The 24,367-nt window shown below is 64.4% G+C and carries 23 protein-coding genes; 13 read left to right on the plus strand and 10 right to left on the minus strand.

Annotation, left to right across the window (positions count from 1 at the left end; translation table 11 throughout):
• Positions 1-70: 70 nt before the first annotated feature.
• Entirely contained in the window at positions 71-1,279 is a 1,209-nt protein-coding gene (locus ABT375_RS16695) for a glycosyltransferase family 4 protein (RefSeq protein WP_416463389.1), read from the minus strand.
• Positions 1,280-1,620: 341 nt separating this feature from the next.
• On the opposite strand from ABT375_RS16695, the gene ABT375_RS16700 reads away from it, so the two are divergent.
• The gene (locus ABT375_RS16700; protein WP_416463390.1) at positions 1,621-2,511 is read left to right on the plus strand and encodes a phosphotransferase family protein; all 891 of its coding nucleotides are present in this window, start codon (positions 1,621-1,623) and stop codon (positions 2,509-2,511) included.
• Positions 2,512-2,556: 45 nt separating this feature from the next.
• Here the strand turns inward: ABT375_RS16700 and ABT375_RS16705 are convergent, their stop codons facing one another.
• The gene (locus ABT375_RS16705) at positions 2,557-3,594 is read right to left on the minus strand and encodes a rod shape-determining protein (RefSeq protein ID WP_261935422.1); all 1,038 of its coding nucleotides are present in this window, start codon (positions 3,592-3,594) and stop codon (positions 2,557-2,559) included.
• Positions 3,595-3,842: 248 nt separating this feature from the next.
• Between ABT375_RS16705 and ABT375_RS16710 the strand changes: the two genes are divergently transcribed.
• Positions 3,843-5,339, plus strand: coding sequence for an ATPase domain-containing protein (locus ABT375_RS16710; protein ID WP_416463391.1), 1,497 nt, complete (start codon positions 3,843-3,845; stop codon positions 5,337-5,339).
• Complete coding sequence (locus ABT375_RS16715; RefSeq protein ID WP_416463392.1) at positions 5,336-7,348, plus strand: ATP-binding protein; 2,013 nt, start codon at positions 5,336-5,338, stop codon at positions 7,346-7,348. The genes ABT375_RS16710 and ABT375_RS16715 overlap by 4 nt, the downstream gene beginning before the upstream one ends.
• Before the next feature lie 93 nt (positions 7,349-7,441).
• Here the strand turns inward: ABT375_RS16715 and ilvD are convergent, their stop codons facing one another.
• A complete protein-coding gene (ilvD, locus tag ABT375_RS16720) occupies positions 7,442-9,292 on the minus strand; it encodes a dihydroxy-acid dehydratase (RefSeq protein WP_416463393.1) in 1,851 nt (616 codons plus the stop codon).
• A gap of 430 nt (positions 9,293-9,722) precedes the next feature.
• Here ilvD and ABT375_RS16725 point away from each other — a divergent pair, with 430 nt between their 5' ends.
• The 3 genes from ABT375_RS16725 (at position 9,723) to ABT375_RS16735 (ending at position 12,659) form a co-directional block, all read left to right on the plus strand.
• Positions 9,723-10,340 (plus strand): L,D-transpeptidase family protein, encoded by a 618-nt coding sequence (locus ABT375_RS16725; RefSeq protein WP_416464925.1) that lies wholly within the window; start codon positions 9,723-9,725, stop codon positions 10,338-10,340.
• 472 nt (positions 10,341-10,812) lie between these two features.
• A complete protein-coding gene (locus ABT375_RS16730; RefSeq protein ID WP_416463394.1) occupies positions 10,813-11,139 on the plus strand; it encodes an immunity 53 family protein in 327 nt (108 codons plus the stop codon).
• Between the two features lie 197 nt (positions 11,140-11,336).
• A complete protein-coding gene (locus ABT375_RS16735; RefSeq protein ID WP_416463395.1) occupies positions 11,337-12,659 on the plus strand; it encodes an MFS transporter in 1,323 nt (440 codons plus the stop codon).
• Between the two features lie 19 nt (positions 12,660-12,678).
• Here the strand turns inward: ABT375_RS16735 and ahpF are convergent, their stop codons facing one another.
• The 3 genes from ahpF to betI all read right to left on the minus strand — a co-directional run bounded on the left by ahpF (position 12,679) and on the right by betI (position 15,718).
• The gene (ahpF, locus tag ABT375_RS16740) at positions 12,679-14,259 is read right to left on the minus strand and encodes an alkyl hydroperoxide reductase subunit F (RefSeq protein WP_416463396.1); all 1,581 of its coding nucleotides are present in this window, start codon (positions 14,257-14,259) and stop codon (positions 12,679-12,681) included.
• Positions 14,260-14,390: 131 nt separating this feature from the next.
• On the minus strand, positions 14,391-14,954 hold the full coding sequence (ahpC, locus tag ABT375_RS16745) for an alkyl hydroperoxide reductase subunit C (RefSeq protein ID WP_066604289.1): 564 nt from the start codon (positions 14,952-14,954) through the stop codon (positions 14,391-14,393).
• A gap of 146 nt (positions 14,955-15,100) precedes the next feature.
• Entirely contained in the window at positions 15,101-15,718 is a 618-nt protein-coding gene (gene betI / locus ABT375_RS16750; RefSeq protein ID WP_261936789.1) for a transcriptional regulator BetI, read from the minus strand.
• A 148-nt stretch (positions 15,719-15,866) separates the two neighbouring features.
• On the opposite strand from betI, the gene ABT375_RS16755 reads away from it, so the two are divergent.
• A complete protein-coding gene (locus tag ABT375_RS16755) occupies positions 15,867-16,322 on the plus strand; it encodes a hypothetical protein (RefSeq protein ID WP_416464926.1) in 456 nt (151 codons plus the stop codon).
• A 322-nt stretch (positions 16,323-16,644) separates the two neighbouring features.
• Here the strand turns inward: ABT375_RS16755 and ABT375_RS16760 are convergent, their stop codons facing one another.
• Positions 16,645-16,983, minus strand: coding sequence for an ArsR/SmtB family transcription factor (locus ABT375_RS16760; RefSeq protein ID WP_416463397.1), 339 nt, complete (start codon positions 16,981-16,983; stop codon positions 16,645-16,647).
• Between the two features lie 292 nt (positions 16,984-17,275).
• Here ABT375_RS16760 and ABT375_RS16765 point away from each other — a divergent pair, with 292 nt between their 5' ends.
• Both ABT375_RS16765 and folP read left to right on the plus strand, forming a co-directional pair.
• Positions 17,276-18,418 (plus strand): site-specific DNA-methyltransferase, encoded by a 1,143-nt coding sequence (locus tag ABT375_RS16765; protein ID WP_416463398.1) that lies wholly within the window; start codon positions 17,276-17,278, stop codon positions 18,416-18,418.
• A gap of 141 nt (positions 18,419-18,559) precedes the next feature.
• Positions 18,560-19,681, plus strand: a complete 1,122-nt coding sequence (gene folP, locus ABT375_RS16770) for a dihydropteroate synthase (RefSeq protein ID WP_416463399.1) — start codon at positions 18,560-18,562, stop codon at positions 19,679-19,681.
• Here folP and ABT375_RS16775 read toward each other — a convergent pair.
• From ABT375_RS16775 to ABT375_RS16785, 3 genes are all read right to left on the minus strand, one after another.
• The gene (locus ABT375_RS16775; protein WP_416463400.1) at positions 19,678-20,181 is read right to left on the minus strand and encodes a GNAT family N-acetyltransferase; all 504 of its coding nucleotides are present in this window, start codon (positions 20,179-20,181) and stop codon (positions 19,678-19,680) included. The genes folP and ABT375_RS16775 overlap by 4 nt on opposite strands.
• 13 nt (positions 20,182-20,194) lie before the next feature.
• Positions 20,195-20,818: a hypothetical protein gene (locus tag ABT375_RS16780; protein WP_416463401.1), complete on the minus strand. Its 624-nt coding sequence runs from the start codon at positions 20,816-20,818 to the stop codon at positions 20,195-20,197.
• A gap of 79 nt (positions 20,819-20,897) precedes the next feature.
• Positions 20,898-22,340 carry a sigma-54-dependent transcriptional regulator gene (locus ABT375_RS16785; RefSeq protein WP_066605617.1) on the minus strand — a complete coding sequence of 481 codons (1,443 nt, stop codon included), beginning with the start codon at positions 22,338-22,340 and terminating at the stop codon, positions 20,898-20,900.
• Positions 22,341-22,512: 172 nt separating this feature from the next.
• Here ABT375_RS16785 and ABT375_RS16790 point away from each other — a divergent pair, with 172 nt between their 5' ends.
• The 4 genes from ABT375_RS16790 to ABT375_RS16805 are packed head-to-tail and all read left to right on the plus strand — an operon-like array spanning position 22,513 to position 24,357.
• Positions 22,513-22,620 (plus strand): aa3-type cytochrome c oxidase subunit IV, encoded by a 108-nt coding sequence (locus ABT375_RS16790; RefSeq protein WP_224551193.1) that lies wholly within the window; start codon positions 22,513-22,515, stop codon positions 22,618-22,620.
• A 37-nt stretch (positions 22,621-22,657) separates the two neighbouring features.
• Positions 22,658-22,960 (plus strand): hypothetical protein, encoded by a 303-nt coding sequence (locus tag ABT375_RS16795; protein WP_416463402.1) that lies wholly within the window; start codon positions 22,658-22,660, stop codon positions 22,958-22,960.
• On the plus strand, positions 22,957-23,631 hold the full coding sequence (locus ABT375_RS16800; RefSeq protein ID WP_416463403.1) for a hypothetical protein: 675 nt from the start codon (positions 22,957-22,959) through the stop codon (positions 23,629-23,631). The genes ABT375_RS16795 and ABT375_RS16800 overlap by 4 nt, the downstream gene beginning before the upstream one ends.
• Positions 23,632-23,667: 36 nt before the next feature.
• Positions 23,668-24,357 (plus strand): aspartate/glutamate racemase family protein, encoded by a 690-nt coding sequence (locus tag ABT375_RS16805; protein WP_261935407.1) that lies wholly within the window; start codon positions 23,668-23,670, stop codon positions 24,355-24,357.
• Positions 24,358-24,367: the final 10 nt, after the last annotated feature.

Raw genomic sequence — 24,367 nt, forward strand, 5'->3', positions numbered from 1 at the left:
AATATGTCCAAAGCAAATTGGCCGCTCCCTAGTTACGCGCTCCTCGGTTCGGGTGAAAGGCCAAATCGTATCAGCTCCATCGCTCGAAAAGCTTTCCTATCCGCACACGATAGGCATCCATCGAGAAAAGCTGGGCGCGCCGTACGCCCTTGTATTTCAAACTATCCCTCAGCACTGCATCGTTATTGATACGCCGTATGGCGTCGCTGATCGATCCTACGGACAGCGGGTCGATGAGCAGTGCCGCATCCCCGACGATTTCCGGCAGCGCCCCCCGATCGGATGTGATGACCGGGGTTCCCATCGCCATGGATTCGAGGGCGGGAAGCCCGAAGCCTTCGTAGAGACTGGGGAAAATCGTGGCGCGTGCATGTCGAATGATGTGCGCAAGCTCGCTGCGCGGCAGATAGTCGATGAGGATGATGCGCGGATGCGCGCCTGCCACCGTCAATCGCTCCAGCATCGCCCGTTCCGTTGCATTGTCCCACCCCCCGCCTGAAACGAGGACCAAAGGGGCTTCGCTTCCTGACGTCACGAATGCCTCAAGCAGGCGTGCGACATTCTTTTTCGGCTCTATGGCGCCGAAGAACAGGAAATAGCCCCGATCCGTCAACTGCCAGCGGCCCAGCAGCCGGTCGATGGTTTCGTTCTCTTCCGTCGCAATCCCATGCCAGGCACTCAGCGCCTGATAGCTGTTGGAAATGCGTTCCGGATCGAGGGCGAAATGTTTGATGAGGTCGGTGCGAGACGCCTCGGACACGGTTAAAATATGGTCTGCCCGCTTTGTGATGGCGTGGCAGGTGCGCAGATAATCCTCGCTGCCGGAGGACATTGCGGGAAATTTGATCGGGACGATATCATGAATGGTATAGATGTTTCGCGCGCCGGGAACGAACAGAGGCAGGGGGTAGGTCCAATGCGCGACGTCCACACCCGGCATTCTTACCGGGGTGAACAGGCCAGTCCGTCGGAAGGCGCCGCGAGCGGCCCGGAAAAGGCGCGCTTTATTCCAGTAAGCGTCGACGGCCGGGGAAAGAGCCTGCAACCCAATCGACAGGTCGTCGCGCGATATCGAGCGAGGTCGATGGCCCAGAGGCGACATGAGATAGTCGATGATTTTCCGGGCGGTCGGCGTTGGCGCGTCCGTCAGGCTTTCTCCCAACAGCAATTCGGTTCTGTGGCCCAGATCATGGGCCGCTTGCAGGAAACTGCGGCCATAGGACGCTATGCCGGTTCCTTTGCGGAGCGCCATATTGAAACCATCGACCAGAAGCCTCATGCTAAAATCGGCCGGAAGGCCGCCGCACAAATGAAATGCATGACTTCTCGCTTATGAGATTGTTTGATCCGACGATTGAGCATCGCAGATGCGTGGCATATGGGTTATCCGGTCGGTGTCGCCCATGACTTTAGGCAGATCGGGACTTTTCCGCAATCCGCTTGCCGCAGGAGCATGGATGAGGTGATGAAGTATATGCGCGCTATGATGCGGTTGCGAACGGATCGCCTATGGTTTGAGTTCGATCGACCGGGCTGGATTGGAGCGCGCGGCAGTGAAATCGGGATTGCGACGTCGTGCGAACATTTGGCTCTTAAGCGCATTTGATGCAGTTCCATAGATTGGCGGACATCGGTCTGGACCCGGTCGGCGATCCATCGCTTGCCACGATCGCGCGGGGCGCGAGTGGGCAGTTGCTCGCACTGGGTACGGATCATGTATTGAAGCTGTTCGACGATCAGGCGGCCGATTCGATGATAGAGCGTGAGGCTTTCGCGTCGCGATTGGCGGCGCGGGCCGGGCTGCCGGTGCCTGCTGCACTCGATTTTGTACGATATGACGGCGCGCGGGCCATTTTGTATCCGCGCGTCCATGGCGTCAGCATGGCCGATGAATTGCGTCGGCGCCCATTGCGGGGCGAACGCCTTTTGCGACGCTGGATGATGCTATGCCGGCAGATGCATATGGTTGTCCCGGACGGTTTGCGAAGTTTCAAGGACGTATGCCGCACCGACATGCTGCACGGCCCCCTGCCGGACCGTGTGAAGTTGCCCGCTATCGAATATCTTGAGTCCCTGCCCGACGGGGATCGCCTGCTCCATGGGGATTTGCACATCGGCAATGTCATGCTGGCGGATGAGGCGCTGATACTGGTCGATTGGTCGAAGGCGGCTAGGGGGGATCCGGCCGCCGATCTGGTGCGCATGGACATGCTCATGCGCTTTGGTGTCGGGCCGACGGGGCTGGTCGTTGGCATATGGCGTGATTGGGCAACAAGAGCATGTCAGCGAGCCTATCGGGGCATAGGTGACGTGCCGCCGGAAAGGCTTGCGGCATGGCGCCCGATCGTGGCGTTGGCATGGCTGCGTGTCGGTGTCCCGAAACGGGCTAAGCAATTCCTGCAATATGCCAATCAATCGGCGCAGCGCGTCGGCCTTCCACCGGTCGAGCTGGCCGAACTTCGATGGCGAGCATCCACGGGAAGCGACGGGAAGTCGTTCCTAGGCAATTGACAGGATCGCTGCGGTAGCGCGGCGGGTAAGGGGCGAGAGGTCCGCTTATGCCGTCGTCAGCACGCCGCTATAGGCCGCGTCCTCCAGCGCCCTGCCTGCACCCATGGCCACGCAGATCAGAGCATCGTCCGCGACCCTGACCGGCAGGCCGGTCTGCTCCGACAGCGCCTGGTCGAGATGACCCAGCAGAGCGCCTCCTCCGGTTAAAGTGATGCCTTCCTCTATGATGTCGGCCGACAATTCCGGCGCCGTCTGTTCAAGCGCGGACATGACGGCCTGCTTGATCTGGCCTACGCCCTCGATCAAGGCTTCTGCGATCTCCAACTCGCTGATCGTGATTTCAGCCGGGCGGCCATTCACCAGATCGCGTCCCTTGACCTGCATCGTGCGCCCCTGATCGATCGGCAGCACCGCCGACCCGATCGCATGTTTGACGCGCTCCGCGGTCATTTCGCCAATCATCAGATTGTGATGGCGTCGCACATGAGAGGTGATCGCATCGTCCAGCTTGTCGCCCCCCATGCGGACGGAATTGCTATATGCGATGCCTTGCAGCGACAGAACGGCGACCTCGGTGGTTCCGCCGCCTATGTCCACCACCATGGCGCCGCGCGGTTCGGTGACGGGCAGGCCAGCGCCGATCGCCGCAGCCATCGGCTCGTCGATCAATTGCACCCGGGTCGCGCCCGCCTGCATCGTCGCGACCTGGATGGCGCGCCGCTCCACCATGGTGGAGCCGGATGGCACGCAGATGACCACCTCGTGACGCCGGCTGAATCGGCCCGCGGAGCCGACCGCCTTCGCCATGAAATGTTTGATCATCTGCTCGGCCACATCGATGTCGGCGATGACGCCGTCGCGCAGCGGGCGGATCGCCTGGATGTTGGATGGGGTCTTGCCCATCATGGGCTTGGCCTCATTCCCCACCACCTTCACACGGCGCACTCCGGCGATGGTCTCGATCGCAATCACGGACGGTTCGTTGAGGACGATGCCGCGATCACGCACATGGATGACTGTGTTCACGGTGCCGAGGTCGATCGCCATATCATGAGCGGAGGAACCGAATAATCGTCTAAACATCTAATCCTCAGGGAATGGCAGTCGGGCCGCTATGGGGCGCTCGGGTCGCGATACAATGGCGGCACGGCGGATTGCCTGATTGTCGGGGTCACCGGAGTGGAGAGAGGGGCGTTGTTGAAATGGGCCGGGCTCCGCAGGAAATAAACGGGGTTTGCGTTGTTCTTGATATGGATCAGGCTGAGATCGATTTTGCCGGCAAGGCGGCTGTGTTAGCTCGATGAGCCTGTGGAACTACAAGGAACAAGAGCATGACCCACGCTGCCACCGTACCTGCTCTCATCGGTGTTGGGGGCCTGGACGATATCCTGGCGGGTGGATTGACGCGCGGCCGGGTCTTCCTGCTGGAAGGCAGCCCGGGGACCGGCAAGACGACGATCGCCACCCAGTTCCTGATGGAAGGCGCGACGCGCGGCGAAAAATGCCTCTATGTCACGCTGTCTGAGACGGAAGACGAAATGCGCGACAGCGCACAGTCGCACGGCTGGGATCTCACCGGTATCGACCTTTTCGAACTGGTCCCGCCCGAAAGTCTGCTGGACGAGGACCAGCAACAAAGCCTGCTCTATTCGTCTGACCTGGAATTGGGGGAGACCACGCGGCGTATCTTCGAAATGTTCGAGAGCGTGAAGCCCGACCGGGTCGTGCTGGACAGCCTGTCGGAAATTCGCCTGCTCGCGCAGAGTTCGCTGCGCTACCGCCGTCAGATCCTCGCGCTCAAGCATTTCTTCTCGACGCAGAACGCTACGGTACTGATGCTGGACGACCTGACCGCCGACGTCGCCGACAAGACGGTCCATAGCGTTGCGCATGGCGTGATCCGCCTGGAAGAATTGTCCCCAGAATATGGGCCCGAACGGCGGCGGCTGCGCGTCATCAAATATAGAGGGCGCCGGTTCCGCGGCGGTTTCCACGATTTCATCATCGATACCGGCGGCGTACGGGTCTTTCCCAGGCTGGTGTCGGCTGAACATAAGACGGAGTTCGTGCGCGACGTGTTGCGGAGCAATTCGCCCGCACTGGATGCGCTGCTGGGCGGGGGGATTGAACGGGGATCGAGCGTCCTGGTCCTGGGGCCGGCCGGGACCGGCAAGTCGTTGCTTGCCCTGACCTTCGTCGCGGCGGCGATTGCGCGCGGCGAACGGGCGGCGATGTTCGTGTTCGACGAGGAAATCGGCCTGTTGTTCAACCGCGCGATCGGGCTGGGCATCGACATGCAGGCCATGGTCGATAGCGGCAATCTCTTCATCGAACAGGTGGATGCGGCCGAATTGTCCCCTGGGGAGTTCTCCCAACGCGTGCGTACCTGTGTCGAACAGCACAAGGTCCGTACGATCATCATCGACAGCCTGAACGGGTATCAGGCGGCGATGCCGGAAGAGAATGCTTTGGTCCTGCACATGCACGAATTGCTGCAATATCTCAACCGACAGGGGGCGACGACCTTCCTGACCGTGGCGCAACATGGCCTGGTCGGTGACATGAAAGCGCCTGTCGACGTGACCTATCTGGCTGACACCGTGGTGCTGCTACGTTATTTCGAGGCGTCCGGGCGCGTGCGGCGCGCCATTTCGATCATCAAGAAGCGCACAGGTGCGCATGAGGATACGATCCGTGAGTTCCGCATCGGCAGCTATGGCATTCGTCTGGGCGAACCATTGATCGGCTTTCAGGGCGTGTTGCGGGGCGTGCCCAATTTCGTCGGCGGACAGGGCGCGACTCCCTTGCTGGAAGACGAGGCTCGGTGAGCCCACATTTCTCCGAACGCGCGATCATTCTGGCGCCCCATGGGCGCGACGCTGCTATTGCGGCGTCGATCCTGACCGATGCGGGGTTGGGATCGACGGTCGTCAACGCATTGCGAGATCTTGTCGGCGAGCTGGAACGGGGAGCGGGTTTCGCGCTCCTTACCGAAGAAGGCCTGCGGACGGCCAATCTCAATCCGCTCGCGCTCTGGCTGGAAGCGCAGCCGGAATGGTCCGATTTTCCGTTCGTGCTGCTGACCCAGAAGGGCGGCGGCCTCGAACGCAACCCGGCGGCCAAGCGGTTTTTGGACATGCTCGGCAACGTCACCTTTCTGGAGCGGCCCTTCCACCCCACGACCATGGTCAGTCTCGCCCAGTCGGCGCTGCGGGGCCGGCGGCGTCAATATGAGGCACGTTCGCGGCTGGAGGAACTGCATCGCGGCGCGGATAAATATCGATCGCTGTTCGAATCGATCGATGCAGGCTTCTGCATCATCGACATGATCTTCGACGCGGACGGACGCCCGATCGATTATATGTTCGTGGAGGCCAATCCCGCCTTCGAGCGCCAGACCGGGTTGCAGGGGGCCGTGGGGCGGACGATGCGGTCCATGGTGTCCGGTCATGAGCAGCACTGGTTCGACGTCTATGGCGCCGTTGCCAGGACCGGCGAGCGCGTGCGTTTCGAGCAGCATGCCGAGGCGCTGGGAAATATCTGGTACGATGTCTATGCATTTCGGGTCGGCGATCCGGACGCCGGACGGGTCGCGGTCCTGTTCAACGATATTTCCGAACGGCGGCAGATGGAGCTGGCGCTGCGCGAGAGCGAGGAGCGGCTGAGGGGCCTTAACGAAACGCTGGAGGAGCGCGTCGTAGAGCGCACCGAGGCGCTCGAACGTACACAGGAAGCGCTCCGCCAGTCGCAGAAGCTGGAATCGATGGGGCAATTGACGGGTGGTGTTGCGCACGACTTCAACAACCTCCTCACGCCGATCGTGGGCAGCCTCGACCTGTTGCTGCGGCGCGGGGTTGGCACCGAACGGGAACGCAAGCTGATCGAAGGGGCGGTCCAGTCGGCCGATCGCGCACGCACGCTGGTGCAGCGGTTGCTGGCCTTCGCCCGGCGCCAGCCGTTGCAGGCGACCGCGATCGACATCGGCAATCTGGTGGGAAATCTGTTCGATCTGGTCGCCAGCACCTGTGGGCCGCGGATCAGGGTAGCGATAGACATCGCCGATCCGCTGCCGCCGGCCAAGGCGGACGCGAACCAGATCGAGATGGCGCTCCTCAATCTGGCTGTGAACGCGCGCGATGCGATGCCCGATGGCGGAACCCTGACGATCGGTGCGGCACCGGACCAGATCAAGCCCGGCAATGCGGCGCGATTGCGGCCGGGCGCCTATGTGCGGCTGAGCGTGACCGACACCGGGTCCGGGATGGATGCGGACACGATCGCCAAAGCTGTGGAGCCGTTTTTCACGACCAAGGGCGTCGGGCAGGGGACCGGCCTTGGCCTTTCCATGGTCCACGGCCTCGCCGCGCAACTGGGCGGCGGCCTGTCCATCGACAGCCTGGTGGGGCGGGGTACGCGCATCGACCTGTGGCTGCCGGCAACGGATGCGCGCCCCGAACAGGCGTCGGCGCCGCTGGAGATCGACAACAGCCATCGCGATTGCGGCATCGCGCTGGTGGTGGATGACGAGGATCTGGTGCGCGCCAGTACGGCGCACATGCTCAGCGAATTGGGATATACGGTCGTGGAAGCGCATTCAGGCGAGGAAGCGCTCAGGTTGATGCATGGGTCCGACGAGATAGACCTGCTTGTTACCGATCATCTGATGCCGGGCATAACGGGCACCGATCTTGCCACGAAGCTGCGGGAGTTGCGGCCCGGTATGCGTGTGCTAGTCGTGTCGGGCTATGCGGAAGGAAAGGGCATCTCGCCCGATTTGCCGCGCCTGACCAAGCCGTTCAAGCAAAGCGATCTCGCCAATTGCCTGGCCCAGTTATGACGACATGGGTGGCATCCGCAATTTGCCGGTCCCTACCCGGCCGAGCGCCCAGGTCCGCCGCGCCTGTCGACCGCGACGGACCTGGTGATCGGATCAGCGCTCGATCTGGCTGACGTCGCGGACCGCGCCCTTGGCGGCGTTGGTGGTCATTGCGGCATAGGCGCGCAGGGCAGGCGAGACTTCGCGCTTGCGGCCGAAGGGCTTCCAGGCCTTCGCCCCCCGCGATTCCATTTCCGCGCGGCGCTCGGCCAGCAGGGCGTCGTCCAGGTCGACCTTGATGACGCGGGCCGGGATGTCGATCACGATCGGATCGCCGGTCTGGACCAGTGCGATCAGGCCGCCTTCGGCCGCTTCCGGCGAGACATGGCCGATCGACAGGCCCGACGTGCCGCCGGAAAAGCGGCCGTCGGTGATGAGCGCGCAGGCCTTGCCCAGCCCCTTCGACTTCAGATAGCTGGTCGGGTAGAGCATTTCCTGCATGCCGGGACCGCCCTTTGGCCCTTCATAGCGGATGACGACGACGTCCTTTTCCTTGACTTCGTTGCCCAAAATGCCCGCGACCGCCGCGTCCTGGCTTTCATAGACGCGCGCGGTGCCGTGGAAGACGAGGATGCTCTCGTCCACGCCCGCCGTCTTGACGATGCAGCCTTCGGGCGCGAGGTTGCCGAACAGCACGGCCAAGCCGCCATCCTTGGAGAAGGCATGGTCGGCCGAGCGGATCACGCCCTTTTCGCGGTCGGTGTCCAGTTCTTCCCAGCGCTCCGACTGGCTGAACGCGGTTTGGGTCGGCACGCCGCCGGGCGCGGCGCGGTAGAAGTTGCGCACGTCCTCGCTGTTGGTGCGGCCGATGTCCCAGCGCGCGAGCGCGGCGGCCATCGTCGGCGCATGGACGGTCGGCAGGCTGGCGTCGATCAGGCCGGCGCGCTCCAGTTCGCCCAGGATCGCCATGATGCCGCCGGCGCGATGGACGTCCTCCATATGGACGTCGTTCTTGGCGGGCGCGACCTTGCACAGGCACGGCACGCGGCGCGACAGACGGTCGATGTCGGCCATGGTGAAGTCGATCCCGCCTTCATAGGCGGCAGCGAGCAGGTGCAGCACGGTGTTGGACGACCCGCCCATGGCGATGTCGAGGCTCATGGCGTTTTCGAACGCGGCGAAATTGGCGATGCTGCGCGGCAGGACGCTGGCGTCGTCCTGTTCATAATAGCGCTTGGTGATGTCGACGATGACATGACCGGCTTCGCGGAACAGCCGTTCGCGGTCCGCATGGGTGGCCAGCGTGGAACCGTTGCCCGGCAGCGAGAGGCCCAGGGCTTCGGTCAGGCAGTTCATCGAATTGGCGGTGAACATGCCCGAACAACTGCCGCAGGTCGGGCAGGCGGAACGCTCGATCGTCTGCACTTCTTCGTCAGTGTAATTTTCGTCGGCGGCGACGACCATCGCGTCGACCAGGTCGAGCGCGACCTTCTTGCCGCGCACGGTGGCCTTGCCCGCTTCCATCGGCCCGCCCGACACGAAGACGACGGGGATATTGAGGCGCATGGCGGCCATCAACATGCCGGGCGTGATCTTGTCGCAGTTGGAGATGCAGACGATCGCGTCGGCGCAATGGGCGTTGACCATATATTCGACGCTGTCGGCGATGAGGTCGCGACTGGGCAGCGAATAGAGCATCCCGCCGTGGCCCATGGCGATGCCGTCATCGACGGCGATGGTGTTGAATTCCTTGGCGACGCCGCCCGCGGCCTCGATCTCCCGCGCGACAAGCTGGCCCAGATCCTTCAGATGGACATGGCCCGGCACGAACTGGGTGAATGAATTGGCAATGGCGATGATCGGCTTGCCGAAATCCTCGTCCTTCATGCCCGTCGCGCGCCAAAGCCCGCGCGCGCCCGCCATGTTGCGGCCGTGGGTGGTGGTGCGGGAGCGGTAGGCGGGCATTGCAACGGTCCTTCAAGGCGGTGGAAGCGGACCCCTTACAGGCTGGGGGCGGTCAGCGAAACATATTATTCCCTTTGGCCGCCCATGTCAGGCTTTGCGCATGTTGGCGGCTATGGCCGCGTCATTTTGTTGCGGGCGGCGGGGTGCGCGGCTGGACCGGAACTTCACGAAGATGATGCATGTCGCCTGTGAGTGTTTTTCCATAAAATTCATGCCTTTCAATGGCTTGCTACCTTTCCTCTATCAGCTTGCGGGACTGTAGGACAGCGGTGTCGCGCGCGGTGGCCGATGTCCCATGATGGGATCACAGCGCGTGCCCGCCAAACTGCATGCTGGCGCTGGCGAATATCATGGTTAAGAAATGCTTATGCCCGCCGTTCGTCTTCGCCTGTCCATGCTGCGCCCCCTCGCCCTGGCCGGCGCAATGGCAATGGCGATGCCCGCCGCAGCGCCCGCCCAGTCGCAGGGCGGCGCGCAGCAGTTGGCGCCGGGCGGCTATCGCTGGCTGGGGCAGGGGCCGTGGGACGGCCCGATCTACATGGTCATCAGCATCGAAAAGCAGATGATCCATGTCTATAGCGGCGACCAGTTGATCGGGCTGGCGAGCGTATCGACGGGGATGAAGGGGCATCGCACCCCGACCGGCGACTATCCGATCCTGCAAAAGCGGCAATGGCACCGCTCCAACCTCTACAGCAATGCGCCCATGCCCTATATGCAGCGGCTGACCTGGGATGGGATCGCGCTCCATGCCGGGCATAATCCGGGCTATCCCGCCAGCCACGGCTGCATCCGCCTGCCCTATGCCTTTGCCCGCGACCTTTTCGCGCTGACGAAGATGGGGACGCTGGTGGAGGTGACGCAGGCGCGGCTGACTGCGGCGCTGCAATATGATGCGCTGGTGCTGGGCGATCCGGGGAGCCAAGTGGTGACGTTCGGGCCGGCGCGGAGCGAGCGGATGATGCTGCCTCCGCCAGCGCGTGACGATGCGGGCGGTGTGCCGAGGCTGGAAGTCGATCCGGCGATTTTCGGGATGGTGCGGGGGTAGGGCGTACCGTGCCTGTCGCGGGCGTTTGAACAGGCGGACTGCCGCGTAGAATTTGGTCTGAGGCTAGGTGTAATGGCGGGACGCGACCATTTTCGGCCGTTATGGCATTTGCGAAGCTGCGCTAATTGCGGACACTGGCAGCACTGCTATGGTGTGCTGATGGATAGACCCCGTTTCCGACGCTGGCTCGGTTATAACTACCTGCCACTCAATCTGTCGGCATGGTTGTCGATTGGGTTTCTTATCGCCATAGAGATACCTCTTATCGATGCTTGGCTACGTGCCCAAGCGGAGACAGTCTGGTGGTGGCTCTTGACCGTTATCGCCTTTGGCATTTTGTTAACGTGGTGGACGTTCGCCCACTGGCATTCAGATTGATCCGGCCGAGCCGGAAACGACCAATCACGCCATTAGCGGCCCCGTTGAGCCGTTCCTGATTGCGGACGTCCTTACTCTGGTCGATGGTAGCAGCATGAACGAAGACAATCTTAATTGGCTAAGCCAATGGTATCTGGCTCGATGCGACAGCGACTGGGAGCACTCCTATGGAGTAAAGATCGACACGCTCGACAATCCCGGATGGACAATCAAGATCGACCTGACCGACACGCCGACGCAAGACCGCGCGTTTGAACGTGTGGAGCACGGAACAATCAGTGATGATTTAGAAGGGTGGCAGCAGGGCGGAAGTTGGTGGGTCGCGCGCGTGGACGGCCACTTCTTCGAAGCGAGTTGCGGGCCGCTCGACTTGTCAGCAGCCATAGGCATATTTCGGCGATGGGTCGAGGCATCTGCATAGCGCCGCGTCGGCTTTCAGTGCTTTTGGTTCAAAAGCAGACTGACCGTCATCCACCCTCCTCGCCCTATCCTTTTCCACCGACGGGACGGATTATCGGACTGGGCGTTCACGCTGTACCGGCCCTGTCCCTGCGGGCTCTTCCCATGCGGAAAGGACCGGGGCAGTTATGATCGTTCGGCAGCAAGGAAGGCGCATCAATGCAGGTGGATCGCTTGGCAGACCCCATATCCCCTCGATCGCTGCCCACCCGATCGCTGGCGGTCGCGGGGCTCTCCACCATCGTCGAATGGTATGATTTCACCCTCTATCTCTATTTCGCCACGGTGCTGTCGCGCATCTTCTTCGGCGGGGGCGCGGTGGGGCTGGGCGATGCGCTGGCGGGCTTTGCGCTGGCCTATCTGATGCGGCCGGTCGGCGCGATCGTGTTCGGCCATATCGGCGATCGCTATGGCCGGCGGGTGACGATGCTGCTGTCGATGGGGATGATGACCGCGGCGATGCTGGCGACCGCGATGCTGCCGACCCATGCGCATGTCGGGCCGCTGGCGGGGTGGCTGATGATCGGGTTGCGCTGTGTCATGGCCTTCTCCGTCGGTGGCGAATATACCGGCGTGGTGGCCTATCTGCTGGAGGGCGCGCGGGCCGAGCGGCGCGGGTTCGTGACGTCGCTGGCATCGGCGGCGAGTGAGGTGGGCGCGCTGCTCGCGGCGGGCGTGTCGGCGATCACGGTTGCCTCGCTCGATGCGCAGGCGCTGGGCGACTGGGGATGGCGGATACCCTTTCTGGTGGGCGCGGCGCTGGCTGGCGTGATCCTGGTGGCGCGGTCCACGATGGCGGAATCGCCCGACTTTCTGCGGCAGCAGGCGCAGGCAACCACGCCCGCCAATCCGCTGGCCCATAGCCTGCGCCACCACAGGGCGGCGATCGGCCGGGGCTTTGCGATCTCGGCGCTGGGGTCGATCACCTATTATGTCGGCATCACCTATGTGCCGAGTTTCCTGGCCGCCATGGGCACGACGGGGGAGGCGGACGCGCTGTGGCTGTCGACGCTGGCCGCGCTGGCGGTGATCATGGTCACGCCGCTGGTCGGATGGTTGACCGATCGGGTCGGGCGGCGGCCGGTGCTGGTGGCGCTGGCGCTGGCGGGCATGGTCTTGCCGATGGCGATGTTCCTGCTGATGCAGGGCGGGTTTGGCGTGGCGCTGGCCGGCGCGGTGGTGCTGGCCTGTCTGGGCGGCGCAGTCAGCGCAGTCGGCGCGGTGGCTACGGCGGAGCAGTTTCCCGGCGAGGGGCGGCTGAGCGGCCTGGCCTTCGGCGCGACCAGCGCGACGGCTTTGTTCGGTGGATTGACGCCGTGGCTGGCGCACTGGCTGATCGAACGCAGCGGCTGGGCGCCGGCGCCGGGCGCGATGATTGCGCTGGTGGCCTTGTGCGTGCTGCCCGTTCTGCTGACGCTGCCCGAAACCGCGCCGCGGATACGCAAAAAGGCCGACCCGTCGCCGGATCGGCCTTTCGCGTAAACCCCGCTCGGGGCTATGCTTATGCGGCTTGCGCGGCCTCCTCGCTGGCGGGCAGGCGGATGAGGTAATCGAAGGCGGACAGCGCCGCCGTCGATCCGGCGCCCATCGCGATCACGATCTGCTTGTACGGCACCGTGGTGCAGTCGCCGGCCGCAAAGATGCCCGGCTGGCTGGTTTCGCCGCGCGCATCGATCTCGATCTCGCCACGCGGGGAGAGGGCGATCGCGTCCTTCAACCATTCGGTGTTGGGCACCAGGCCGATCTGAACGAAAATGCCCTCCAGCTCGACATCATGTTCCGTGCCATGGTTGCGGTCCTTGTAGGACAGGCCCGTCACCCGTTCGCCATTGCCGTCCACTTTGGTCGTCAGGGCCGACGTGATGATCCTGACGTTGGGCAGGCTGGCGAGTTTGCGCTGCAACACCGCGTCTGCACGCAACTGGCTGTCATATTCGATCAGCGTCACATGGGCGACGATCCCGGCCAGGTCGATCGCCGCTTCGACGCCGCTATTGCCGCCGCCGATCACCGCGACGCGCTTGCCCTTGAACAGCGGACCGTCGCAATGCGGGCAATAGGCGACCCCCTTGTTGCGATAGTCGTCCTCGCCCGGCACGCCCATCTGCCGCCAGCGCGCGCCGGTGGACAGGATCAGGGTGCGGCCCTTTAGCGATGCGCCGTTTTCCAGCACGACCTCGTGATAGCCGCCTTCGGTCTTGGCCGGGATCAGCTTGGCCGCCTTTTGCAGGTTCATGATCTCGACGTCATAATCCTTCACATGGGCTTCGAGCGCCGATGCCAGCTTCGGCCCTTCGGTGCGCGATACCGAGATGAAATTCTCGATATCCATCGTGTCGAGCACCTGGCCGCCGAAGCGTTCCGCCGCGACGCCGGTGCGGATGCCCTTGCGCGCCGCGTAGATGGCCGATGCCGCGCCGGCGGGGCCGCCGCCCACGATCAGCACTTCGAACGGGTCTTGCTTCCTGATCTTTTCGGCCGCGCGGATGGCCGCGCCGCTGTCGATCTTCGCAACGATCTGCTCCAGTTCCATGCGGCCGCTGGCGAAGGGTTCGCCGTTCAGGAAGATGGTGGGGACGGCCATCACCTTGCGGCCGTCCACCTCTTCCTTGAACAGCGCGCCGTCGATGGCGACATGGCTGATGCGGGGATTGAGGACGCTCATCAGGTTCAGCGCCTGCACCACGTCGGGGCAGTTCTGGCATGAGAGCGAGAAATAGGTTTCGAAGGCGAAGTCGCCGTCGATATCCCTGATCTGCTGGATCAGGTCCTGCGCCGCCTTCGACGGATGGCCGCCGACCTGGAGCAGGGCAAGCACCAGCGAGGTGAATTCATGGCCCATCGGCAGGCCCGCGAAGCGCACGCCGATGTCCGTGCCGACGCGGCGGATCAGGAAGCTCGGCGTGCGCGGATCGGCGCCGTCCACCACGGACACCTTGTCCGACAGGGCGGCGATTTCGTTCAGCAGGTCGCCCAGTTCCTTCGATTTGGCGTCGTCGCCCAGCGCGGCGACCAGTTCGATCGGCTCGCGGATGTTGACCAGATAGGCCTTGAGCTGTTGCGTCAGGGTTGCGTCGAGCATGGGGGAAACTCCTCAAAGCGGTTTCCGGCGGAAACCGCGACAGAATCGAAAACTCTAGATACAAATATGGCCCGGAGCGGAGGAGAGGTTCCACTCCGGGCCACTTTGCGACCCGTTAGGGGACGGGTTGTTTAGATCTTGCCGACCAGGTCGAGCGACGGCGCCAGGGTGGCTTCGCCTTCTTCCCACTTGGCGGGGCAGACTTCACCGGGGTTGGCGGCGACATATTGTGCAGCCTTGACCTTGCGCAGCAGTTCGGTCGCGTTGCGGCCGACGCCTTCCGAGGTGATTTCCATGAACTGGATCACGCCTTCGGGATCGACCAGGAAGGTCGCGCGGTCGGCCAGGCCCACGCCCGGACGCATCACGTCGAAATTGTTCGTGATCTGGCCCGACTGGTCGCCCAGCATATAATAGTTGATCTTGCCGATCGCCGGCGAGGTGTCGTGCCAAGCCTTGTGGCTGAAATGCGTATCGGTCGACACCGAATAGACTTCCACGCCCATCTTCTGCAGAGTCGGGTAGATGTCCGCCAGATCTTCCAGCTCGGTCGGGCAGACAAAGGTGAAATCGGCCGGGTAGAAGAAGAAGACCGCCCACTTGCCCTTCACGTCAGCGTCGGTCACGTCGACGAACTTGCCTTCCTTATAGGCAGTGGCGGAGAACGGCTTGATGGTGGTGTTGATGAGAGCCATAGGCTGTCCAGATCCTCGATATGATGTTGCAGTTGCGAACACCCATGTAGGGATGCGGTCGATTCGGGGGAAATTGGTTTTCTGAGATGGTCTGAGTGAGAAAAACGATCACAGCCTGTCGGACTGATCGATCGCTTCGCCTGTTCTCAAATGCCTGCCAGCACCTGTAGCATAGCGTCTTCGACCATGGCCTGGGCCTCTTCGGGCGAAAAGGTCGACCGGTCGAGGCAGAGTTCGAGCCACAGGCCGTCGACCAGCGCGGTCAGGCTTATCGCGGCGACCCGGACGCGCGCGTCGCTCATCGCCGGGGCGGCGGCGCGCAGCAGCGTTTCCAGTTGCGCCCGCGCGCCGCCATAGACTTCGGCATGGACCGCGGCGATCTTCGGGTCGGACTTGACCAGGCTCCAGAAGGCGATCCAGGTGGCGAGCAGGTCGGGATCGAGTATCGGCGAGAGGAAATTGGCCTGGAGGCAGGCGCGCAGCCGGTCGCGCGGATCGTCGCCCGCGGCCTCCACCGCGGCGTCGAGCGCGGCGGAGACTTTCGCGCCGACATCGGCATAGGTGGCCAGGATCAGCGCATCGACGCCATCGAAATAATGGGTCAGCAGGCCCGACGATACCCCGGCATGAGCGCAGATCGCCCGGACCGACGTGCCGCCCACGCCCTTCTCGGCAAGGCATCGGGCCGTCGCCTCGATCAGCGCCTGGCGTCGTACATCCGCCGTTTCCCGGACAAATCGCGCCCTGGGTCGCGCCTTGCCCATGCTATCGTCCTTATTGTCGTTCACAGTCATTCCCCCCGCTTCATCCTTTGCGCGCTGACGGTGCGGCTGGCAAGATGGCGTCTCAAGCAAGGGATCGAACCGGCGGCCCGGTTGGTTCTTCCCGGGACATGAAGGAGATTGACGGATGATGCGCGCCCTTTCCCCCCTGCTGATCCTGCCCCTGCTGCTGGCGGGCTGCGCCAAGAGCGACGACACTATGGCGGTCGCGAACAATGCCGCAAACGCCGCCGCGGTCGAGACGATCGAGGACATGGACTCGGTGCCGGCGAACGCGCAGGCGGCAGACGCACGTCTGCCGACCGACGACTGGGTGGGGCGCTGGACCGGGCCGGAGGGGCTGTTCCTCGACATCCAGCCCTCGCCCGACGGCAAGCCGGGCCATTATGCGCTGACCAACAAGGATAATCTCGACCGGCAGGGCGATTATAGCGGCGTCGCCGAAGGCACCACGATCCGCTTCGTGCGCGACGGCAAGGATCTGGCGATCCGGCCGGGCAATGGCGATGAGACGGGGTTTAAATATCTGGCAGGCAAGCAGGACTGCCTGATCGTGGTCAACGGGCAGGAGGGCTATTGCCGATAGGCTGGGCAGCAATTTTCGCTGTCATTCCCAATATGTGGAAAATCGCCGAAAGCCGACGTCCCGCTTTTTCTCCGCCTGCTCCGCGCCTCCGCGATATCAAATTTTTCGCGCGGAGGCGCGGAGCATGCGGAGAAGTAAAAATTTGGGCTTATCTCTGGATGGCGAGGAAGGGCGGGTTTACGATGATCGGGTTACGCATATCCGTGTTCCCGCGAAGGCGGGAACCCAGTTGAAACGGCGGAACTGGGTTCCCGCCTTCGCGGGAACACGGCATCGCTGATGTCCGCCTTTGATCGTAATCCGTCATCTCACGATTCCACCATCACTCGCCCAACCCCTCCAGCGCGGAAAAGCGCTGCGACCAGAGCGCGCCGTGGACGGCCATCCATCCGATTACCGGCGCCAGGCCCTTCACCCGCGCGGCGTACCAGGTTTCGCGGCCGGTGCGGCGGGCGGTCACGAGGCCGGCACGTTTCAGCTTGGCCATATGGCGCGACACCATCGGCTGCGATACGCCCGATTGCTGGGTCAGCGCCTGCACATTCTGCTCGCCCTCGCGCACCAGCGCTTCCAGCAAAGCGCGGCGGGTGCCGTCGGACAATGCTTTGAACAGGGCATCGGTGGCGGCGTCGCGATCTGCGCTTCGTGAATCACTTGTCATGGTTAACCCATAATCATCGGGTTATGAATTGGTCAAGTTTTTGGCCACGAAACCGTCCCGCACCGGCGTTAACCAAAAAAAGTTCGGTGGGGCGGGGGATAGAGTCTTTTGAGTCACACCGCCCGATATGGAGTCTGGGGCGAGTCGTGCGACTCTATATCTTGTGGGTCCACCCTTCGTTCCCCTGCACGTTAACCATTTACTGAAGTCCCTGTGATAAGCTGCTGATCTTGACGGCGGACTCCCGAGGACTCATCGCTGGGCCTCAGAACGAATTCGGGGGCTTTTGCATATGGGTGTAATGGAGCGCGTCGCGGCGCCGCGGCGGAAGAAAGCGGCACGGCCGATCGCGGTCGAGGCGGCCCAGATCGCGACCGACACCCTGCTGCGCGGCGATTGCATTTCGGAAATGGCCAGGCTGCCCGACAATTGCATCGACATGATCTTCGCCGATCCGCCCTATAATCTGCAACTGGGCGGCGACCTGTTCCGGCCCGAAGGCGGCCGCGTCGACGCGGTCGACAATGACTGGGACAAGTTCGACACGCTGGGCAGCTATGACCGCTTCACCAAGGCGTGGCTGCGCGAGGCGCGCCGTATCTTGAAGCCCAACGGTTCGATCTGGGTGATCGGCAGCTATCATAATATCTTCCGCGTCGGCACCGCGCTCCAGGACGAAGGCTTCTGGATCCTGAACGACATCATCTGGCGCAAGTCCAACCCCATGCCCAATTTCAAGGGCACGCGCTTCACCAACGCGCATGAGACGCTGATCTGGGCGAGCCAGGGCGAAGACGCCAAATATACGTTCAACTACAAGGCAATGAAGACGCTGAACGACGAGTTGCAGATGCGCTCCGACTGGGTGCTGCCGATTTGCGGCGGGCAGGAACGGTTGAAGCGCAACGGCACCAAGGCGCACCCGACGCAAAAGCCCGAGGCGCTGCTCTATCGCGTGATGCTGGCCTGCACCAAGCCGGGCGACGTGGTGCTCGATCCCTTTTTCGGCACCGGCACTACGGGCGCAGTGGCCAAGCGGTTGGGCCGCAAATGGATCGGCATCGAGCGCGAGGACGACTATATCGAGGTCGCGCTGGAGCGGATCGAGGCGGCGCTGCCGCTGGACGAAAGCGCGCTGACCATCATGCAGACCGCGCGCCAGCAGCCCAAGGTCGCGTTCGGCACGCTGGTCGAGACGGGCTATCTGACGCCCGGCGCGCTGCTGATGGACAGCAAGCGCCGCTGGCAGGCGGAGGTGCGCGCGGACGGATCGCTGCTGGTGGGGGCCGACAGCGGCTCGATCCACAAGATGGGCGCGACGCTGCAAAATGCACCGAGCTGCAACGGCTGGACCTTCTGGCATGTGGAGGTCGAGGGCAAGTTGCAGCCGATCGACACGCTGCGACAGACCTATTTGCTGGCGAACGAGCCTTGAAATGATGGGGCGCTCCCGCGCAGGCGGGAGCCCAGTCCTGCCGCCCGTTCGACCGCGCACGGTCTGAAGGGGGCTCCTGCCTTCGCAGGAGCACGGGGTCGCGTTAAGGGATGTGCGCCACATCTGCCCGAAGGATAGTCGATGCTTCCTACCATCCCTCCTCACGCCCGCCTCTACCTGAAGCCCACATGGTTCGTGCCGACGCCGATCGGCTTGCCCGACGGGTCGGTGGCGCGGATGGGCAATGGGCTGATCTGGTTCCAGGGCTATGAACTGAGCGCCTTCGACGGCGCGCGACGGATCGCGCGGATCGTGGTGCCGGTGGCGGATTTCGATGCGGCCATTGCGGGACTGCCCGATGCCCTGGCAGTGCGGGCGCAGCGGTTGGCGGCGCATATCTCCGCGCTTCGCGCGCCGCTGGTGCTGGGCGACCGCACGATCCGCTTCGACGCGCCCCAGGTGATGGCGATATTGAACGTCACCCCCGACAGCTTCTCCGACGGCGGCAAGCATGTCGACGATCCCCAGGCGGCGGCGGATGCCGGCTTTGCGATGGCGGCGGCGGGGGCGGCGCTGATCGACGTGGGCGGCGAATCGACCCGGCCGCGCGCGCCTAAGGTCTGGGAGGGCGACGAGATCGCCCGCATCGCCCCGGTGATCGAGCGGCTGGCGGCGGCGGGCGTGCCGGTGTCGGTCGATACGCGCAAGGCAGGCGTGATGGAGGCGGCGCTGGCGGCGGGCGCCGGCATCGTCAATGACGTCAGCGCGCTGGCGCATGATCCGCGCAGCCTGGAAGTGGTCGCGCGCGCGGGATGCCCGGTGATCCTGATGCACGCCCCATCCGCTGGCGACGATCCGCATGACAATCCGGGCGGTTATGGCGATGTCGTCGCCGACGTGTTCGACCATCTGGAGGCGCGGATCGCCGCGTGCGAGGGGGCGGGGATCGCGCGCGACCGGATCATGGTCGATCCGGGGCTGGGCTTCGGCAAGAGCCTGGCCGACAATCTGGCGCTGGTGAACGGCCTGGCGACTTTCCAGGCGCTGGGCGTGCCGCTGCTGTTCGCAGGGAGCCGCAAGCGGTTGATCGGGGCGCTGTCGAACGAGGCGCCGGCGGCGGATCGGCTGGGCGGATCGATCGCGCTCGCCTTCCGCGCGGCGCAACTGGGCGCGCAGATGGTGCGGGTGCATGATGTCCGCGAAAGCGTGCAGGCATTGCACCTGTGGCGCGGGCTGGCGGATGCGGGGCTAGGCGCGGTTTAGGCGGAGGCACATCGACCGGCTTCATCCACCAAGCGCGCATAGAATCTGTTGTCGACCGCCATACGTGGAAAGCCGGGCGGGAGGGTTTCGGCTTCCACCAGCGCAAAGCCGTTCTTCTCGTAGAAGCGGTGCGCGGCGACGAAGCGGTCGGTGGTGCCGAGCCAGATTTGGGTCACGCCCCGGTCGCGGGCGGCCGCCAGCGCGGTGTCGAGCAGCGCCTGCGCCACGCCCGCCGCGCGGCCGCGATGGCTGGCGGCGACGAACATCTTGCGCAGGGCGACGGCGCCCGATCCGATATCCTTGAGCGCGACCGTGCCGACCGGCCGGCTATCCTGCCGCGCGACCCAGAAACCGCCTGCGCCCGGCCCGTAAAAGGCGGGAATGTCGGTGAGGTCGGGCTGGTCGGCCGCGGTGATGGCGATGCCATATTCGTCGCGCTGGATCGACAGGATCAGGTCCAGCACGCCCTGCTGGTCGGCGGGGGCGAAGGGACCGATCATGACGCGCGCAGGATCAGTTCGCGTTGGCCGCCGGTGCGGGGACGGCCGCGGGCGCAGGCGTCGTCCCGCTCTTGGGCGCGAAGCTGCGCAGGCTGGACAGCGTCTGCTCGGCGATGCCCTGATATTGTTCGCTCAGCATTTCGGGATAGACGAAGGTGGCGGTCACGATCGATCCGTCGGGCTGCTTGAGCAGGCGGATGGCGACATTATTGCCTTCGCCGTCATTGGCGGTGCCGCGATATTCATTCTCGCCGACGAAATCGCCGTCCACGCCTTCGGCGCTGTCGTTCACCGCCTCTACGATCTGCTGCAGCGTCTGGTCATTGTCGTTCTTCTGCCAGAAGACGCGCACGTCCGCGCCGGCGCCGGGGTCCTGATAGACTGCGCCGTCGGCCGTGCTGGCGGCCTTGTCGACGGTCCAGCCTTCAGGGAAGGTGATGGAAAAGCCGCGCGCCTGGTTCACGTAATTGCGATTGTCGGTGTCCTCTGCGGCGGCATTGGCGAGCGCATTGGCCGTGGCGGCGTTGGCGGCGGCGGCCAGTTCCTCCTGCGTCGGCATGTCGGACACGGGTTCGGACCGGCCGCAGGCGGCGAGCAGGAGAACGGGGAGGCAGGCAACGAGAGCGGCATGTTTCATGGGACGATCCAAAGCATAGGCGCGCGGATAATTCAACGCCGCAGGCCGCTGGTCCCGATCATCTGTTCATTGCGGCCGTTCAGGCCGCGCTGTCGATGCCCAGTTCGGCGAGCTTGCGATAGAGGGTCGAGCGGCCGATGCCCAGCCGCCGGGCGACTTCCGTCATACGGCCGCGATAATGGCCGATGGCGAGACGGATAACGTCGGCCTCGATCTCGGCCAGTTGGCGGACATGGCCGTCGCCTTCGAACAGGGTGATGCCCGCGCCGTCGCGATGCGGCTGGCTGGCGGCGCGCGGGCGCAGCGACAAAATGCTGGCCCCGGCCTGGATCTGCGAGGCGATCTGCGGGAAATCCTGCGGCGTCAGCGCATCGCCCTCGCACAGCACGGCGGCGCGGAAGAGGGCGTTCTGGAGCTGGCGGACATTGCCCGGCCAGCCATGTTGCATCAGCAGCGCCAGCGCATCATCGGTGACGCCCAGCCCGCGCAGCCCCGGCTGGGTGGCGATGCGGGCGAGCAGATGGCGGCAAAGCGCGGGAATGTCGCCCATGCGTTCGCGCAAGGGCGGGACGGTCAGTTGGACGACGTTGAGGCGGTAATAAAGATCCTCGCGGAAATTGCCGGCCTCGACCTCCTCGATCAGCCGCTTGTTGGTCGCGGCGATGACGCGGACATCGACATGGACCGGGCGGCGCGCGCCGATCGGCTGGACTTCGCCATCCTGCAACACCCGCAGCAGCTTGACCTGCGCGTCCAATGGCATTTCGCTGACTTCGTCGAGGAAGAGCGTGCCCATGTCGGCGCTGGCGAACTTGCCGACATGGCGGTCGAACGCGCCGGTGAAGGCGCCGCGTTCATGGCCGAACAATTCCGATTCGACCAGATTGGCGGGGATCGCGCCGCAATTCACGGTCACCATCGCCTGTTTGTGGCGGGGGGAGGCGGCGTGGATGGCGCGGGCGATGACATCCTTGCCCACGCCGCTTTCGCCCTCGATCAGCACCGGCACGCGGGCGCGGGCGGCTTTGGCCGCGATGGCCAGCGCGGCGCGGAATTGCGGGGCGGAGCCGACTACATCCTCGAAGGAGAGGGGGGCGGTGATCTTTTCGGTGAGCGGGCGCAACTCGCCCGCCGCCGCGCCTTCGGCCAGCGTCGCATTCAAGGCGGCCAGCAGCCGTTCGGGCGCGATCGGCTTGGACAGATAGTCGGTGGCGCCGGCGCGCATCGCCTCCACGGCGATGGCGACATTGTTATGCGCGGTCAGGATCAGGATCGGCAGTGCCGGACGACGGCTGCGAATCTCGCGGATCAGGCCCGATGGCTCATAGTCCGGGCTCCATTGGTCCAGGATGATGGCGTCGAGCTGCATCCCGTCCTGCGTGCCCAGCGTCGCAATGGCGGTTTCGCCGTCGGCGGCGAAGATGGTGCGCCATCCCGCACGCGCCCCCAGCGCCGACACCAGGCGTCGCTGCGCCGGTTCGTCGTCGATCAGCATCAGCATCGGTACGCCGTCGCGCGCCATCAAAACCCCTCATATGCAACCCGGAGGCGATGGTAAGCGCAGGGGGTAAAGGCGTGCTTAACCGCGAAGAATTTTCTTGAAGGCGGCGGGTTGAGGGCGAAGACCCTTGGCGATAAGAGGTGGGCGACAATCGCTTGGGACAAGGGGACAGGATATGGCGTCGGACGGCAATATGAAGGCTGCGAATGCAACCTATGGAAGCTTCGTCGGCTTCGTCAAATGGGGCACGATCGTCAGCGTCGCGCTCGCCGCGCTGGTGGTGCTGCTGATTTCAAGCTGATCGACTTGCCGCAGGGCGACACAGGAGGCGCGCGCGCATGACGGGCGCGCCGGCGTTGATCCCCCTGTTCCTGCTGGCCTGTGCGGGCGGCTATGTCGCCGCCCGGCCGGGGCCTGATCCCGAACGGCCGCACTGGCAGTCGGGCATTGGCGGCGTGGCCGCCATCCTCCTCGTCGGGGCGCTGATCGCCGCCGCGGAAGCGGGCAGCGCGACCGCGCGCTATCTCGCCCTGATCGCCCTGCTATGTGCCAGCGCCGCGAGTGTCATCCTGCTGGGCGTTCCGGAACGCCGCGTGTCGCCGGGTGATGACGGCGCAGGCGATGAGGACACGGACGCATGATGCCCCCGGTCGGTCCGGCATGGCTGGGCGCGCAACTGGACGGCATCGATCCGTCGCCCGTGGTGGCGGGCGCCTATCTCCTGTCCGTCGCGCTGATGTTCGTGGGATTGTGGATGCGAGACGGCGGCCACGGCAATCGCTGGGCGATGGCGGGGATCGCGACCGGCGCGGCGGCGGCGGTCTACAGCCATGATGTCGTCAACCTGCCGGAAATGGTCAGCGCGGTCGTGATCGGCGGCAGCATCGCGCTGTTGCTGGCGCGGCGCAGTGCGGTGGCGGCCCTGCTTTGGCTGGCCGTCGCGGGTCATGGCCTGCTGGGCGTGGCGGCGATGGCCATGGCCGCGACCCTGTGGCGCAATCCCGGCGCGTTCGGCCTGCTGGGCGACGATGGCGCGGTGCTTCCATTTGGGGGCGGGATGCTGGTGGCGGGGTTCGGCCTGGGCGTGGCGACGCTGGCGGGCGCGCTCGTCCTGGCGTTCGGGCGCAGGCTGGGCGAACTGGCCTTGCTGACCAGCGGCGCGGGCTGGGCGGCGGCGGCGCTGGGCTTTGCGATCGGCAACGGCGCTATGGTCGTGGCGGGCGGCATGGCGGGCGTCGCGGGGCTGCGCCTGGCGTGGCGCGCGCGCAGGATTGCATCAAGAGCCTTGCCCAGCGGGGCGGGCTTACCCTAACGCTACCAGCCAATCATTCCCGCAGCGGAGACGTATATGCACAAACTCGGCCTGATCGGCGGCCTTAGCTGGACCTCCACCGCGCGCTATTATGCCATCATCAACCAGGCGGTCCACCGCGCGCTGGGCGGGCAGCATAGTGCGCCGTTGCTGATCGAGAGCCTGGATTTCGCCGAAGTCGCGCGCTGCGCCACGGAAAATGACTGGGACTGCGCGGCAGGCCAACTGATCGGCGCGGCCCAGCGGCTGGAGCAGGGCGGCGCAGGCGCGCTGCTGATCTGCGCCAATTCGATGCATCGCGTCTATGACCGGGTGCAGGCGGCGGTCGGCATCCCGATCCTGCATATCGCCGATATCGTCGGCAAGAAGATGAAGGCGGACGGCATCGAAAAGGCGGCGCTGATCGGCACGCGCAACGTGATGACCGAAAAATTCTATCGCCAGCGACTGGTCGCGCACGGCATTTCGCTGCTGCCCGCCGACATGGAACTGGCCGACCGGATCGACCGCATCGTCTATGACGAACTGACCGTGGGCAAGGTCAGCAAGGAATCCGAACGCTATATGAAGTCGGAACTGACCGACATCGCCAAGGAGGACGTGCAGGCGGTGGTGCTGGCCTGCACCGAGCTGGAGCTGATCGTGGACGTAAAGGCCAATGTCCTGCCGATCTATGATTGCACCGGCATCCACGCCAAGGCGGGGGTGGAATTTATATTGGGTTGATATCCCATAT

Origin of the sequence: Sphingomonas sp. VDB2, from assembly GCF_047946695.1 — a bacterium.
Lineage (GTDB): Bacteria > Pseudomonadota > Alphaproteobacteria > Sphingomonadales > Sphingomonadaceae > Sphingobium > Sphingobium bisphenolicum.